At 45.4% G+C, this 14,430-nt stretch carries 16 protein-coding genes and 1 tRNA gene; 7 read left to right on the plus strand and 10 right to left on the minus strand.

The features are described 5' to 3' along the window. The 3 genes from DXB91_RS13050 to DXB91_RS13060 are packed head-to-tail and all read left to right on the plus strand — an operon-like array spanning window position 1 to window position 1,893. Window positions 1–264 carry a spore coat protein CotJB gene (locus DXB91_RS13050; protein ID WP_022216733.1) on the plus strand — a complete coding sequence of 88 codons (264 nt, stop codon included), beginning with the start codon at window positions 1–3 and terminating at the stop codon, window positions 262–264. Further along, on the plus strand, window positions 264–887 hold the full coding sequence (locus tag DXB91_RS13055) for a manganese catalase family protein (RefSeq protein WP_015533421.1): 624 nt from the start codon (window positions 264–266) through the stop codon (window positions 885–887). Before DXB91_RS13050 ends, DXB91_RS13055 begins: the two co-directional genes overlap by 1 nt. Window positions 888–945: 58 nt before the next feature. Then, entirely contained in the window at window positions 946–1,893 is a 948-nt protein-coding gene (locus DXB91_RS13060) for a DMT family transporter (protein ID WP_055224250.1), read from the plus strand. Here the strand turns inward: DXB91_RS13060 and DXB91_RS13065 are convergent. Beyond that, window positions 1,888–3,726 (minus strand): metallophosphoesterase family protein, encoded by a 1,839-nt coding sequence (locus DXB91_RS13065; protein ID WP_117875352.1) that lies wholly within the window; start codon window positions 3,724–3,726, stop codon window positions 1,888–1,890. The two genes, DXB91_RS13060 and DXB91_RS13065, sit on opposite strands and share 6 nt — an antisense overlap. A gap of 353 nt (window positions 3,727–4,079) precedes the next feature. On the opposite strand from DXB91_RS13065, the gene DXB91_RS13070 reads away from it, so the two are divergent. Beyond that, window positions 4,080–5,696, plus strand: a complete 1,617-nt coding sequence (locus DXB91_RS13070) for a CTP synthase (RefSeq protein ID WP_015533424.1) — start codon at window positions 4,080–4,082, stop codon at window positions 5,694–5,696. Window positions 5,697–5,788: 92 nt separating this feature from the next. Here DXB91_RS13070 and DXB91_RS13075 read toward each other — a convergent pair whose 3' ends face one another. Continuing rightward, entirely contained in the window at window positions 5,789–6,415 is a 627-nt protein-coding gene (locus DXB91_RS13075) for an HAD family hydrolase (RefSeq protein WP_055147963.1), read from the minus strand. A gap of 19 nt (window positions 6,416–6,434) precedes the next feature. Beyond that, window positions 6,435–6,755, minus strand: coding sequence for an ArsR/SmtB family transcription factor (locus DXB91_RS13080; RefSeq protein WP_022216728.1), 321 nt, complete (start codon window positions 6,753–6,755; stop codon window positions 6,435–6,437). Window positions 6,756–6,946: 191 nt separating this feature from the next. On the opposite strand from DXB91_RS13080, the gene DXB91_RS13085 reads away from it, so the two are divergent. After that, window positions 6,947–7,144: a DUF378 domain-containing protein gene (locus DXB91_RS13085; RefSeq protein WP_015533427.1), complete on the plus strand. Its 198-nt coding sequence runs from the start codon at window positions 6,947–6,949 to the stop codon at window positions 7,142–7,144. Between the two features lie 55 nt (window positions 7,145–7,199). On the opposite strand, the gene DXB91_RS13090 is transcribed toward DXB91_RS13085, so the two are convergent. From DXB91_RS13090 to DXB91_RS13105, 4 genes are read right to left on the minus strand one after another with little or no spacing between them, the layout of a single operon-like run. Next, window positions 7,200–8,150 carry a CPBP family intramembrane glutamic endopeptidase gene (locus DXB91_RS13090; protein WP_015533428.1) on the minus strand — a complete coding sequence of 317 codons (951 nt, stop codon included), beginning with the start codon at window positions 8,148–8,150 and terminating at the stop codon, window positions 7,200–7,202. Window positions 8,151–8,154: 4 nt separating this feature from the next. Next, complete coding sequence (locus DXB91_RS13095) at window positions 8,155–8,535, minus strand: RidA family protein (protein ID WP_015533429.1); 381 nt, start codon at window positions 8,533–8,535, stop codon at window positions 8,155–8,157. Between the two features lie 42 nt (window positions 8,536–8,577). Next, window positions 8,578–9,627, minus strand: a complete 1,050-nt coding sequence (locus tag DXB91_RS13100) for a CvfB family protein (RefSeq protein WP_308936789.1) — start codon at window positions 9,625–9,627, stop codon at window positions 8,578–8,580. Window positions 9,628–9,662: 35 nt separating this feature from the next. Then, window positions 9,663–10,382, minus strand: a complete 720-nt coding sequence (locus DXB91_RS13105; protein ID WP_055280077.1) for an acyl-[acyl-carrier-protein] thioesterase — start codon at window positions 10,380–10,382, stop codon at window positions 9,663–9,665. A gap of 145 nt (window positions 10,383–10,527) precedes the next feature. On the opposite strand from DXB91_RS13105, the gene DXB91_RS13110 reads away from it, so the two are divergent. Beyond that, a tRNA-Gln gene (locus tag DXB91_RS13110) sits at window positions 10,528–10,600 on the plus strand. A gap of 219 nt (window positions 10,601–10,819) precedes the next feature. Here DXB91_RS13110 and DXB91_RS13115 read toward each other — a convergent pair. Continuing rightward, window positions 10,820–11,671: an amidohydrolase family protein gene (locus tag DXB91_RS13115; protein WP_015533432.1), complete on the minus strand. Its 852-nt coding sequence runs from the start codon at window positions 11,669–11,671 to the stop codon at window positions 10,820–10,822. A 143-nt stretch (window positions 11,672–11,814) separates the two neighbouring features. On the opposite strand from DXB91_RS13115, the gene DXB91_RS13120 reads away from it, so the two are divergent. Beyond that, on the plus strand, window positions 11,815–12,555 hold the full coding sequence (locus DXB91_RS13120; RefSeq protein ID WP_117875353.1) for an N-acetylmuramoyl-L-alanine amidase family protein: 741 nt from the start codon (window positions 11,815–11,817) through the stop codon (window positions 12,553–12,555). Window positions 12,556–12,629: 74 nt separating this feature from the next. Here the strand turns inward: DXB91_RS13120 and DXB91_RS13125 are convergent, their stop codons facing one another. Beyond that, on the minus strand, window positions 12,630–13,727 hold the full coding sequence (locus DXB91_RS13125) for a GGDEF domain-containing protein (protein ID WP_117875354.1): 1,098 nt from the start codon (window positions 13,725–13,727) through the stop codon (window positions 12,630–12,632). 129 nt (window positions 13,728–13,856) lie between these two features. Next, window positions 13,857–14,429: an indolepyruvate oxidoreductase subunit beta gene (locus tag DXB91_RS13130; RefSeq protein ID WP_055274042.1), complete on the minus strand. Its 573-nt coding sequence runs from the start codon at window positions 14,427–14,429 to the stop codon at window positions 13,857–13,859. Window position 14,430: the final 1 nt, after the last annotated feature.

Raw genomic sequence — 14,430 nt, forward strand, 5'->3', positions numbered from 1 at the left:
ATGAATAAAATGAACAAAAAACAGCTTCTGCGCTTTATCACAGAGGTCTCTTTTGCACTTGACGATATTGCGCTCTATCTCGACCTTCATCCCGACTGCACCAAGGCACTTTCGAGCTATGACAACTATCAGAGCATGCGCACCCAGGCTATAAATGATTACGTGAACATGTATGGGCCGCTGAACAAATATCAGGTCACTGACAACAACTATTTCAACTGGGTCAATGACCCTTGGCCATGGGAAGGAGAGTGTAACTGCTAATGTGGGTTTATGAGAAAAGATTACAATTTCCTATAAATATAAAGGAAACCAACGCAAAGCTGGCTCAGGACATAATCAGTCAATACGGCGGTCCGGACGGTGAAATGAGTGCCTCGATGAGATACCTGTCGCAGAGATATTCCATGCCTGACAAGAAGGTCAAGGCGGCTCTGACCGACATCGGAACCGAGGAACTTGCCCATCTCGAGATGGTTGCGACCATCATTTACCAGCTCACAAGGGATCTGAGCATCGAGGAGATCAAGGCATCGGGCTTTGACAAATATTATATCGACCACACCATCGGCATCTGGCCCCAGGCGGCAGGAGGAATTCCATTTAACGCCTGCGAATTCCAGTGCAAGGGCGACGCGATAACAGATCTTTTTGAGGATATGGCCGCTGAGCAGAAAGCCAGGTCGACCTACGACAACATTCTCAGACTGTGCAAGGATCACCCGGACGTATATGAGCCTATCAAATTCCTGCGCGAGAGGGAGGTCGTGCACTTCCAGAGATTTGGCGAATGCCTTGAGGCTGTAAAAGATACCCTCGATCACAAGAATTTCTATGCATTCAACCCTTCATTTGACACCAAGGCACCTTGTTTAAAGAATAATTGAAAATTAGAAATATCGGTGGTAAAATGATGTCACTTTTAACAAGAGAAGAGGCGGTGTTATGTCAGAAAAACAGATCAACCACTCACAGAGATTCGGAATCATACTGGTTCTGTCATGCGGAATCATGTGGGGCATAAGCGGAGTCCTTGGACAATACGTGTTCCAGTCGTCAGATGTAAATGCCACACAGCTTTCCATAATCAGACAGTTTATATCCGGTGTCGTACTGCTTGTCATCGCCGCCGTAAAGGGAGATAAAAGGGCTTTGACCATATGGTCAAAGCCTAAAAGTGTCATATCTATGCTGTTCTTTGCACTCTCAGGTGTCATGGGCGTGCAGTTCACATACTTCGCTTCCATCGAACATTCCAACGCCGCAACCGGCACAGTGATCCAGTTCACATACATAATCATGCTGCTGTTGTACACAACAATATTCATGCACAAGAGACCTCATATATATGAAGCCGCCTCAGTCGTATGTGCATTTGCAGGTATCTTTCTGATCGCCACACACGGCAGCCTGAATTCCCTTGCCATATCCAGGCCGGCGCTCATATGGGGACTCACCTCAGCGGTATGTTTCACTATATACTGCCTTTATCCTCAGAAGCTCTACAATGAATATGGTCTGGTAAATATCATAGGCTGGTCATCACTCATAGCCTCCATTTTCCTTGCGCTGGTCACGAAAACATTCTCACTGCCTCACATGGATGGAAGGATAATTGCAGCCTCACTTGCGGTAGCCATTGTGGGCTCCCTCATCCCATTTACAATATACGGTCTCGGCATCAGCATCCTCGGAAGCGTGAAGGCGAGTCTTTTTGTCACAGTCGAGCCCGTGTCAAGTGCCCTGCTGACGTGGATCTTTCTGGGAACCCAGTTCACCCGTATGGATCTGATCGGTTTTCTCCTGATTCTTGGATCCATACAGGTTGTTGCCATAATGACATTTCACAATGAAAAACACATAGTAAAAGCTGAACAGACCCATCTGTCATGATGAAAGTCCATCCAGTTCATCTATCGCACATCTCATAACCCGGATCTCCTGAAGCTTTTCATCAAGAAGCTTCTCCCGGTGTGTGAGTTTTTCGTATATATCTCTTCTTCGTCCGTCAAGGCTTTGCAGCCCGGTTCTGCGGCTGTGTATCTCATCCCGCTGTGCACAGAGCTTATCAAGTTCCGCCCTGCTTTCCTCAAGCTCCGCTGTCAATCTCTTTCTTCCACTCTTCTTCCTGAGTCCCCAGTATTTTGACAACGCATATCCAATATAGTATGCAAGTCCCGCAGCTCCGACAGCAAAGAGCATCGCATACACAAGTCGTCCGTCCGGGAGAATATTATCACCCCGTGCGACCAATGCATACATTATAACTATCGACAATATTCCAAGTACCATGAGCGGTACAAGTGCTGTTCTTACTCCAGTCCTTATCCAGCTTCGTCTGTACTCCTTAGGAAGCTCCTCCAGATGACGTCTGAGCGTCGTAATCTCAAGTTCGCTTTTCCGCTCCTGTGCCCATACCGAGTTAAGCTCACCCAGAACATCAGAGCTGACCTCGTAGTCATTTTGCAGGCTCATATATTCCCTGACCGCAGCGTCCGCCTCGTATGTCTGACATTTCATCCTGAGTATCTGTCTGACCTGTCTCAGTGTATCGTGATAAAGCTCCCTGCCCATTTTTCTGCCCGATCTTGCATACAGCCCCGACACCTCTATCATCATGTCGACCGCAAGTTTTATTCCGTCTCTGCTTTCAAGATCGGCAACATTCAGTTTATCGAGCAATCGGCCAAATTCTGTATTTTTGTTGGCTCTGGCGTATTCACTGTAGTCGGATCGTTCAAATCTCTCACCTTCCACCGCCAGGATTCTGTAATCCTTCAGCATGGATGATATATCGAAGTTCTTCTCACAGCCCGCCATACGGTTCAGGCATATGGAATATATATTGTCACGTCCCTCAAGCTCCAGGATACCCAGAATGGCCTCCGTCAGAGCACCGTCCCTTGTATCGTTATCCACCGGATAATCAATTCTTTTATATTCTCTGACCGCAGCAGGCACAAACTTAGTCGAAACCACTCCGTCAGACATTTCCCCATAGATATATCCATGTGCGCCTGTTGACTCTCTCGACACAGCCTCCGGACTTCCAGAATAATAAGCCTTGCCCGGAATCTTCATCTGATACTTCTGGCGGCCGCCAAACGCAATGTAATTAAATCCACTGGCACGCAGCCTGTTCCAGTCAACCGGCATCCGTCTCCGGTCACCCCCACATGCGATCAGCACATTACATACCGCTTCATCCTGCGGTTCTGCATCATCCACCACCCTGGCATCCATCTTCCTGTCAAAATAGCTCACGCCGTATATATCAACGTCCTTGTCCGGAAAATGAATATGATCCAGTGCCATGGTCGCCTGCTCATCCCTGACCGCTGTGTACCCCATATCTCCAGTCTGTTTGTCTCCAATCTGTCTTATTCCAGGGCTTCCGATCACACACACACGGGATTTGAAACCATAGTCAAGAAGCGGCGCATCACTTCCCAGATTATCCTGAAATCCAGCAGCATATATGACCACTGTATGCTTTAAGCTTCCAAATATCTCATCAAGCCATACAAGCTCTTCCTCAGATGGCTGATGGTCAAACAGATTGCCTGCAACCAGAAGAAAATCCACGTCAAGCTCCCCGGCACGTGCCACCACAGCCTCAAATGTCATGTATATTTCGTTTTTCCTCTCGCCGCTCCATACACACTCCCTGTCAGGCAGCGCGCCGAGCAGCACATCGGATATATGTATAAACGTTATCTTTTTCATCAATCTGTATATTCCAATCCCAAGCATGAAAATGCATTATAATCCGTATTTGTTATGTGTGAGCATGACGCACGCCCCACATTTACATACTCTTTTATAATTATATTAGTATATGTCGATACACGCAAGTGCAACGACATAATGTATGTCGTGCACAGGTGCGACAGCCTTCACGCATCAGTGTGCTTCATTATTTCATGTCATCTGACCCTAAAACGTTCATTTCAACAGCCAGAGCATTATTTTGCCAAGTTTAATTTGTTTTTAGCTTGTTTTTCTCAATTGACTTTTAGATATGGCTTGCTTATAATATGTTAATGTAGTTTTTTGAAGTATTAATGGAGGATATAATTATGGCAGTCAAGTATGTGTTTGTCACTGGTGGTGTTGTATCTGGACTCGGTAAGGGTATTACTGCTGCTTCTCTTGGACGTCTTCTCAAGATGAGAGGATATAAAGTCACAAGCCAGAAGTTCGACCCTTATATCAATATTGATCCGGGAACAATGAACCCTATCCAGCACGGCGAAGTTTTTGTCACTGACGACGGCGCCGAAACAGATCTGGATCTCGGTCACTATGAGCGTTTTATAGACGAAAGTCTCAACAAGAATTCTAATGTAACAACCGGAAAGGTATACTGGAGCATCCTTCAGAAGGAGCGCCATGGTGATTTCGGAGGACACACAGTACAGGTAGTGCCACATATCACCAATGAGATAAAAGACAGATTCTACAGAAATCCCGATGCAAAGGATACTGAGGTAGCGATAATCGAGATCGGCGGAACCGTTGGAGATATCGAAAGCCAGCCATTCCTTGAGGCTATCAGACAGTTCCAGCATGAGGTCGGTCCTAAGAACTGCATCATGATCCATGTAACTCTTATCCCTTATCTGAAGGCTTCAGGTGAGATCAAGACCAAGCCTACCCAGGCGAGCGTTAAGAATCTTCAGGGAATGGGTATTCAGCCCGATATCCTCGTATGTCGTTCCGATCTTCCTCTTGATCAGGGCATCAAGGATAAGATCGCACTGTTCTGTAACGTGCCGAGCAGAAACGTTATACAGAATCTTGACGTGGATGTTCTGTATGAGGTTCCACTTGCCATGGAGAAGGAGCACCTTGCCGATGTAGTATGTGAGTGCCTGGATATGGAATGTCCTCCACCTGCAGAACAGGCATGGCTCGAGTGGACAAGCATGATAGATGCATGGAAGCATCCTGAGAAGAATGTAAGAGTTGCTCTGGTCGGAAAGTACGTATCACTTCACGATGCCTATATCTCAGTAGTTGAGGCATTGAAGCATGCCGGCGTTGCCAACAAGGCAGAGGTTGAGATCAAGTGGGTCGACTCCGAGCTTGTAACAGAGGAGAATGTCGCTGAGATCCTCGGCGATATAGACGGAATCCTTGTTCCGGGCGGCTTTGGCGACAGAGGTATAGAGGGAATGATCACTTCTATCAATTACGCCAGAACACACAAGGTTCCTTACCTTGGACTGTGTCTCGGAATGCAGCTCACGATAGTTGAATTTGCAAGAAATGTACTTGGATATTCAGACGCCCACAGCTCTGAGTTCAATCCAAACTCATTCCACCAGGTAATCCACATCATGCCAAACCAGCACGATGTAACCGATCTTGGCGGTACCCTCAGACTTGGTTCATATCCTTGTGTGCTTGCAAAGGATTCAAAGTCATACCAGTTATACGGTACAGAATATATCCACGAGCGTCACAGACACAGATACGAGGTCAACAATGACTATCGTCAGGCTCTGACTGACAACGGAATGGAGCTTGTCGGACTGTCACCTGACGGACATATCGTCGAGATGATCGAGATTCCTGAGCATCCTTGGTTCATCGGAACACAGGCACATCCGGAATTCAAATCAAGACCAAACAAGCCACATCCTCTTTTCAAAGGATTTGTAGCAGCTGCACTTGAGCATATGGATAAATAATATATAGAGACAGGGAGTATATCAACTGCTGATATACTCCCTGTTTTTCTGTTTATTATGTTTTATAGCAGGTCTGTAAATGACCTTCCGGATCACTCCACCACGTCAAGAAGTTCCGCAAATGTATGGATCTCCGCATCCTTATCCTTCACACTGCCAAACCCGTATGCCGCGTGAATGAACTTTATCCCGGCAAATCTGGCACTGTCGCAGTCGCCCTGGATGTCGCCGACATATGCAGCATCCTCTATTCCATTCTTCTCCATGAGTATCTTTATACTCTCGCCCTTTGATACCTTTGTATCTCCCCAGCAGAGTATATCCTTAAAATACTTTCCAAACCCGTAATAATCAAGAAATGCCTCTATATATCCACTCTGGCAGTTGCTGACTATAAACAGCCTGTGTGATCCCGAAAGCTTCGCAATGGTATCCTCTACACCATCGTACAGAACGCCACCATGTTCACGGAGATACTCGTTCTCATAGTCTCCGCAGGCATCTATAAGCTGAGTCATTCTGTCCTCCGAATACGCTCCGAACAGCTTGTCGGCAATGGCATCCATAGGCATACCCATAACAGATTTGATATCGGCCTCTGTCACCTTCATGTCCACATCAGCCTGTCTTTCGAGGACTTCACTCCAGGACGCAGCCACATTTGCCGCGCTGTCCCACAGAGTTCCATCCATGTCAAATATAAGTGATTCTACCTTCATATTCTACCTCTCGTATATTCTATTCAAGTATATGGTCAACACCCTGTTTGATGATGGTCACAACGTGCTCATCGGCCAGGGAATATATTATATTCTTGCCCTCTCTTCTGCTTTTTATCAATTTGGCCTGCTTCAGCACCCTGAGCTGGTGTGAAATAGCCGATGCATTCATCTCCAGACGCTCTGCGATGTCTCCGACACTCAGTTCCTGCTTAAGCAGGGCGAACATGATGGATATACGTGTCGCATCGCCAAACACCTTGAACAGGTCTGCCAGATCTGCGAGATCCGACTGTTCCAGTTCATAACTGTCAAAAAAAATATTTTTATCTTCTGCCATATCTATGGTCCTTTCTGCTCCCAAACAAGCAACTCACGTGTTCCATTTGAACAAGTATTCATATGTAAATTTACTACACTTACTTTTTTGTGTCAAGTCACCTGAATCTCATGAATATTTCAAATGATAACTGCACACAATTACATCATACTGAAACGCCGCATTTGGCGCGATCATATTGGAGGTCAAAAATGAAAACATTAAATTGCATATGTCTCACACTGACCATAATCGGTGCTATCGTATGGGGCATTATAGGACTGTTCAGCTACAACATAGTGGACGGCATCTTCGGTGCCGGAACTGCATTTTCCAGAATAATCTATACTCTGGTGGGCGTTGCCGGACTGTATGCCATCTCCTTCTACTGGTTACTCAACAGGGATTAACGGCATTAATATGCAAATGCCCGCACCTATAAAAGTGCAGGCATTGTATTACATATCATAAAACAAATTCTGTTATTATCATAAATCCTATGCATACGCACAGTGCCAGAACAAGCGGCACAGATATGATCCTCGGTCTCTTGACCTCAGCGTTCCTGTTTCTTCTGAACATCGCCAGCATATCCATATGCCTTCCATTCAGGTACGCCAACAACACTATCATCGCCGCAGCCGCACACAATCCCATAAATGCAAATGGAATATATATCAATATCGTCTGCTTGAGCTGATCTGCTGCTATTCCCTCAGAAGCCTGTTTCTCCACCATCTGCTTGAGCACGCTGACATGTGATGCTATATAGCTGATGATGACGGATATCTCATTAAAGCAGAAATGGGCATACATGGTCGTAAATATACTTCCTGTCGCCTCGGCAAGAAATCCCAGCATCATTCCCAGAACCATCGCATATGCCATCTGATTGAAATTCATGTGCATGGCTCCGAACATTATTCCTCCTATGATTATAGCCGCCAGTCTGCTGCCATATCTGTAGCTTCCCATTATGACGCCTCTGTAGGCAAGCTCCTCCACGATTCCCGGAGTGACCGCCATGAGAAGTGTTGACACCCACAGCTTATGATTCGACACAAGACCTGTTGCAAGCTCGGTAGTGGCACTCTCCACCCACAGAAGACTTATGGCATTTATGAGTGTCATAAGAGGCTCAAGAGCCACGACGAATGCCGGAACGATGATTATCGCCAGCCAGTGCGTCTTTTTCAGTCTGAGCGTTTCGCGCAGATCACATTTGCTTATAAGAATATATATGATCGTCGGCACGAATATCATGCTCTGGCTCAGGATCAGATTCTGAACCATGGTTATATGTGAGCCGATATTCGTCTTCCACAGTATCATAACAACACACAGATACACACATATCAGCGACAGGAAAAACCATGACGCTCCGTGTACCTTTCTCTGAACATTGTCCTGTCTCATACGCTTACTCTACTGTAGCGATGGCTTCTATCTCTATAAGCACATCCTTAGGGAGTCTTGCAACCTCCACGCATGAACGTGCAGGGAAATCGCTTGTGAAGAAGTCCTTGTAAATATCATTTATCTTGCCAAAATCATTCATATCCTTGATAAATACTGTTGTCTTCACTACCTTATCCATAGATGAGCCTGATGCCTCTATGAGATTCTTGAGATTGCCGATCGCCTGTCTTGCCTGTACAGTGACATCTCCCTCAACCAGTGTATTTGTCTCAGGATCGATAGGTATAACTCCTGATGTAAAAAGCATTCCATTCACGAGAACCGCCTGTGAATATGGTCCTATTGCCGCTGGTGCCTTTGGTGTACTTATTATTGTCTTCATGTTTTGTTCCTCCTGTTTTTTACTATTATATATGATGAACTATTACTCCTCATCCATCTCGCTCAGCTCCGCCATGAGAGCCTTTCTGTTGTTGCGCCTTCCGCCATTGCTTCTGGTGAATTTCACAGTGCCTTTTCTGTCTGGCACGGGCTCCGGTGACCGTCTGGATACCGGCTTCTTCGTCTCAGGCTTTGCACGCTTCACAACATCGGCTTTGGTTGTTCCTTTTTTCGCAAGCTCTGCCCGCTCTTCCTCGGACAGTATCTCAATGTTCTTCTCTGTGATCCTTATCTTACCGTCCTTGAGGAGCTTGCCAACCGCCGTCTTAAATGCTCTCTTGCTTATTCCAAATTCCTTCTCTATCACCTTTGAATCTGCCTTGTCATTGAACGGGAGCACTCCATTATATGAATCGATGATATTCAATATCATCTCTGCATTCTCCCTGATCTGCATCTTTATCGGCTTCTGCATGGTGAGGTTCAGCTTGCCGTCTTCCCTGACTGACGCAACCCTGCCCTCAACGTGGTCGCCGGCATATATGGCACTGTGTATCTCCTTCTTCGGGATAAGTGCTGAATATTTGTTGTCCACAGCGACAAATGCACCATACTCGGAGCTGTACTCTATAACTATTCCCGATATAGCATCTCCCTGCTTATATGGGGAATTGCTGCTCAGATACTCATAAACCTTCATGGACACACACAGTCTGTCCGATTTGTCAGTGTACATTCTGACCAGATATTCATGGTTCTCTCTCACCGGGCCAACCTGCTCCTTAAACGGAAGCAGAATATCCTTTTCAAGTCCCCAGTCCATGAATGCACCGATCTTGGTAGTTCCCACACACCTGAGAACAGCCATCTTACCCATAGTTATATATGGAACATTCACAGTTGCAATGAGTCTGTCGTCAGAATCCCTGTATATGAACACGTTGATGTGCTCGCCTGTCTTTATGCCATTCGGAACCTGCTTTCTCGGAAGAAGCACCTCACTGTCAGAATCCGCACATCCAAGATACACACCAAATTCCTTTTCTCTCTTTACTATAAGATCATTCCATTCGCCTATCTTTATCATCGTCATACCGTCCTCTTAATTTTTTCTGTCGACACAGTATATCATATATCCTTACTGCTCCGTTCAAACTGGACAACACACCTTGTCCTGTCCTCTTCATCTGCCAGGATTATCTGAACATATCTGTCGTCAATAAACCTCTTTACTACTATAACATCATCTTTCACATATTGCATCTTATATTCCGCTCTGACTGCAATAATATCCGCAACATCATCCACGTATTCCTGGGCAAGAGCAATATACGCTTCATTATTCATATGATTGTTGGAGTCTATCTGATAAGACATGACCTTTCTGGTATCTATAGTCTCCGCATCGCCCAGCAGTTTTACCTTGCGCGGCGCATACTCCATGTCTATGGCAGGCTCCATCGGATATGCGTCTGACACCTCTTTGTCTATCTTGACAGGTCTCAGCCTCTCGGTGTCCATATAGCTCCAAATGGATGCCGCCTTAACTATGCGTTCTCCATTCTCGTCCAGTATATCTATATTTCTGAATCCCAGAGATGCCTTGAAATCATATGCCCACGTCCTGACCTTGATCTTCTCTCCCATCGCAGGATATCTGACCACCTCTATCTGCCAGGAAACCAGGAACCATGCTCTGTGGTGTCCTGCCAGATAATCCAGCCCTATGCCGACCTCCTCCGACTGCAGTATAGCACAGTCCTGGAAATAGTTCGCTATGGTCGCCATGTTGGATATCTTATTTCCACCAGTCTCACTATACCTGACTATCGCTTCATATGAATACATTACGCCACCTCCATGATGCTCATTTTACTATAATTTTATACCCTATTTAGAGGGCTATCGCAAGCTGAAAAATTTTTTGAAATTTTTTTAAAAAAGTGCTTGCATTATTCTGAGCTTTAGTATATACTACCATTTGTTGAGGCAATGGGCTATCGCCAAATGGTAAGGCACTGGACTCTGACTCCAGCATTTTCAAGGTTCGAATCCTTGTAGCCCAGCTATTAAGACTTGAGATTTATCTCAAGTCTTTTTTATTTCATAAACCGCTTCATATAATGATACTTACAGTGGGCAGTCCGCTTCACAGCACATAAAAAAGACATGTCGTTAGGCTCCGACATGTCTTTCGTGTATTACTATCTGTGAAAAATTTCATTGGCGTAACAAAAATGTAACACATTTTTAAAACATTATCAATAGGTTTTCGCGTATTTTTTCTAAAAATTCAATTTCAATCCAAGCAATTTTCGCGCATTATTCTCAAATATATTGTTTTTGTCCACATCTTCCAGATCAAGGGCCTCTATGTCCGCACATGACTGTTCCTGATCAGACCATGGGCTGTCCGTTCCGAACAGGATCTTGTCAGACCCGTGAGCTGCCACTATCTTCTTAAACATGTCACCATCAAGAAGCTGCCATCTGTGCGATGCCCCCTCCCGCCAGTCTATCTGTCCATAGGAAAATGCCGTGTCAAAATACACATCTCTTCCGCAAAGTCTGTTCAGCACGTCATCCCACATCTGCCATCCACCCATATGGGCAAGCACAAGCTTGTCAGGCCCAACCTCATCCAGCACCTCCTCCGCCATTGCAGGAGTGCAGTGAGTCACATCAGGAAGTCCTATGTCTGTTCCCGCATGTGTCACCACGATAAGCCCAAGCTCTGTGGCATAGCTGATTATCCTTTTATATCTTATATCGTTGAAAAAAGCCCCCTGGTAGTCAGGATGGATCTTTATCCCCTTCAGACCTTTGTCGCATATATCCCTGAGTATCTCTTTGTAATTGTCATTGTCGGGATGTATCCCTCCAAACGACCACACATGTGTCTCTGAAAAGCGCTCATTCTCCTCAACTGCGAATTCATTTATATGCTTATATTGTTTCGGAGACGTTGCCACCGGAAGTACCACAGACACATCCACATGTCTGCTCCTCATGTCATTCTCCAGTCCGTCAAGTGTGCCATCCGAATGTGCCCTTGTACCGGATCTGCTCTCCAGAAGCCCTACCGTCTTGGCTGCTATCCTGTCGGGATACGTGTGTGTGTGAAAATCTATTATCATAAATATTCCTCCTGTACATTTATACTGCGTAAGCGCAGAACACCTCTGCTGCGGCCATGCTGTTCACGTTCTCCATATCCACAGTTGAAAAACATCGGATTTTGAGGTATCTTTATCAAAGATATTTCCACGAAGGAGAAAACATGAGCAAACGAAAAAAGAAAATGACGCTGAAACAGATGCGTTCCCTCGTCGTCTTTTTGGTCGCCATAAACATCATACTATTATTGTGCATACTTGTCATGGGATTTTTTCTGGCAAAGGCACAGATCACCAAGGGGAAAGGACAGACTGTCATGCTCCAGAAGGCCAACGACACATACACGGTGTGTGTGGATGCTGGTCATGGAGGAAGCGATGTAGGCGCTGTGGGACTTGACGGAAGCTACGAGAAGGACGACAATCTCCGTCTTGCGCAGGAGGTTGCCAAAGCCCTGAAAAAGAGCGGCGTCAACGTCATAATGACCAGATCCGACGACAGCGACACACAGCTCGGCTCCCGTTCAAAGATAGCAAACAAGGCCAAGGCTGATATCTTCGTTTCGCTACACCGCAATTCAACAGCCAACCCAAACACCACAAAGGGCATTGAGATATGGATACACAGCTCAGGATCTGAGCGCAGTTATGCGGCCGCAGATGACATTCTGAGCAATCTCGAGGAAGTTGGTATAACCGCCAACCGAGGGGTGCGAATCGGAACCCAGGGAGACAGCGATGATGACTATGCGGTCATCAGAGACACCGATATGACAAGCATGATCGTTGAGATGGGCTTCATGACCAACCAGGACGATCTGGACTATTTCAATGAAAATCTTGAGAACTACGCCAAGGCAATATCCAACGGTGTGGTTCAGTGGCTGAACGATTATGTCCAGTAACGCCGGACATATCATAACATTTGAATAATTCCATAAAAAAATAACACATTGAGCACAGCCCAATGTGTTATTTTTTATTCACTTATAACTGTTCTGTTTCTTCCTGATTCCTTCGCCTTATAGAGTGCTGAATCCGCTCTGTTGAACCATGCCTTGGAACTCTCTCCCTTGGTGTACTCAGCGACACCACAGCTACAGGTTATTCCATCCTTGTTCATAAAGTGGAAATAGTAGCATCTGAACTCTGTTCTTATGTCCTCAACAACATTCATGACCTTGGACAGTTCCACATCATGGAACAGTATCACGAACTCCTCACCGCCGTATCTGAAGGCAAGTCCCATATCCTTCGACTTCTCCTTCATCATCTTACACAGCGCCTTGATAACTATATCTCCATTGCTGTGGCCATATGTATCGTTGACTTCCTTGAAATGATCTATATCAAATATGGTGACATAGGACTTCGCCCCAGTCTGCTCCACATTCTCGATCTCCTTATCAAGGCTCTCCTCAAATGATCTTCTGTTGTACAGACCTGTCATCGGATCAACCATAAGCTCACTCATCAGTGTTACCTGTCTGTTGTAGCTTCCGGCAATCGATTCCATAAGTGCCTTCGTGTGCTTGTTGACGACCATAACCATCGCACACATAACAGATACTACCAGTATGTATATGAGCAGTGCTCCAACCCAGTTCATCTGTGTGGCAAGCTCACCGACATTCAAATGTAATCTCACAACATTGATGACCATGAGTGCAAGCACCGCAACTCCCGACCATACCGTCAGCTCCTGATCTGCAAATAACGCCGTGGCAATTATGGTGACACACGGAATAAGTATAAGCGGGTATATGGTGCAATATGTAAATGCTATAACACCGACACATACATATATCATACCTGTCACGACATAATTCTTGTGCTTTATGTCCGCCTCATCGTGCTTCATATAAAAATAGCAAATTGTGATCGCTATAGCCTGTACTATCATCGGCAGCACGATATACTTTACTATATATGCGCCTGCTCCTATGCTCTTATCTACTCTGTATACTCCAAATAATATCCATGAAATAACAAAAGAAATACTGCATATAACTATCATCATACGCCATACCAGCATATGCCATCTTGCGTCAATCTCATCCTTGTTAATATCATTCATGTGTACGCACCCCGCAAACCATCATATGTGTTGATTTTACCATATGAGGGTCCTTTTTTCCACCATTAATCAACAAAAGACGGACTTTTTTTATGCCAAAATCCGTCTTTTGTACTAAAAATCGTCAAATTACTTAAGGTTGTAGCCAACCTCAAATGCCTCAAGATTCTTCTCCACTGTCTTAGGTGGAACTGTGTTCTTGATAACCTCAACCCATGCATCATGTGAGAAATCCATGTGCTGTGCTGCGATTCCTATGATGACTGTGTTGAATACCTTGTTGTTGCCAAGCTTCTTTGCCTCGTCCATGGCATCAACTGAGATAACCTTGTACTTGCCGCTGAGCTCCTCGATGATTCCATCAGGATACTGTGCTACGCCTGTAACTACAGTGATAGGATCTATTCTCTGGTCATTTACGATGATAACTCCATCCTTCTTCAGGAAGTGTGCATATCTGAGTGCCTCAAGTCTCTCAAATGCTATGAGGACATCTGCACATCCCTCTTCCACGATAGGCTCATTTACCTTCTCACCATATCTTACATATGTAACAACACTTCCACCTCTCTGGCTCATTCCGTGAACCTCTGAGAGCTTTACATCATAACCTGCTGCCGTGGTGATTCCACCGAGTATACGGCTTGTGAGAAGTGTTCCCTGTCCGCCTACGCCGACGATCATAATATTCTTTGTCTCCATG

Origin of the sequence: Coprococcus sp. OM06-34AC, from assembly GCF_003462545.1 — a bacterium.
Classification (GTDB): domain Bacteria; phylum Bacillota; class Clostridia; order Lachnospirales; family Lachnospiraceae; genus Coprococcus; species Coprococcus aceti.

What these genes read in the sequence shown, in the direction of transcription:
- DXB91_RS13070 (WP_015533424.1), top strand. Translation starts at nt 4,080, where the DNA reads ATGGCAGTCAAGTATGTGTTTGTCACTGGTGGTGTTGTATCTGGACTC.
- DXB91_RS13050 (WP_022216733.1), top strand. Translation starts at nt 1, where the DNA reads ATGAATAAAATGAACAAAAAACAGCTTCTGCGCTTTATCACAGAGGTC.
- DXB91_RS13125 (WP_117875354.1), bottom strand. Translation starts at nt 13,727, where the DNA reads ATGAATGATATTAACAAGGATGAGATTGACGCAAGATGGCATATGCTG.
- DXB91_RS13095 (WP_015533429.1), bottom strand. Translation starts at nt 8,535, where the DNA reads ATGAAGACAATAATAAGTACACCAAAGGCACCAGCGGCAATAGGACCA.
- DXB91_RS13120 (WP_117875353.1), top strand. Translation starts at nt 11,815, where the DNA reads ATGAGCAAACGAAAAAAGAAAATGACGCTGAAACAGATGCGTTCCCTC.
- DXB91_RS13080 (WP_022216728.1), bottom strand. Translation starts at nt 6,755, where the DNA reads ATGGCAGAAGATAAAAATATTTTTTTTGACAGTTATGAACTGGAACAG.
- DXB91_RS13075 (WP_055147963.1), bottom strand. Translation starts at nt 6,415, where the DNA reads ATGAAGGTAGAATCACTTATATTTGACATGGATGGAACTCTGTGGGAC.
- DXB91_RS13130 (WP_055274042.1), bottom strand. Translation starts at nt 14,429, where the DNA reads ATGGAGACAAAGAATATTATGATCGTCGGCGTAGGCGGACAGGGAACA.
- DXB91_RS13085 (WP_015533427.1), top strand. Translation starts at nt 6,947, where the DNA reads ATGAAAACATTAAATTGCATATGTCTCACACTGACCATAATCGGTGCT.
- DXB91_RS13060 (WP_055224250.1), top strand. Translation starts at nt 946, where the DNA reads ATGTCAGAAAAACAGATCAACCACTCACAGAGATTCGGAATCATACTG.
- DXB91_RS13090 (WP_015533428.1), bottom strand. Translation starts at nt 8,150, where the DNA reads ATGAGACAGGACAATGTTCAGAGAAAGGTACACGGAGCGTCATGGTTT.
- DXB91_RS13100 (WP_308936789.1), bottom strand. Translation starts at nt 9,627, where the DNA reads ATGACGATGATAAAGATAGGCGAATGGAATGATCTTATAGTAAAGAGA.
- DXB91_RS13055 (WP_015533421.1), top strand. Translation starts at nt 264, where the DNA reads ATGTGGGTTTATGAGAAAAGATTACAATTTCCTATAAATATAAAGGAA.
- DXB91_RS13065 (WP_117875352.1), bottom strand. Translation starts at nt 3,726, where the DNA reads ATGAAAAAGATAACGTTTATACATATATCCGATGTGCTGCTCGGCGCG.
- DXB91_RS13105 (WP_055280077.1), bottom strand. Translation starts at nt 10,382, where the DNA reads ATGTATTCATATGAAGCGATAGTCAGGTATAGTGAGACTGGTGGAAAT.
- DXB91_RS13115 (WP_015533432.1), bottom strand. Translation starts at nt 11,671, where the DNA reads ATGATAATAGATTTTCACACACACACGTATCCCGACAGGATAGCAGCC.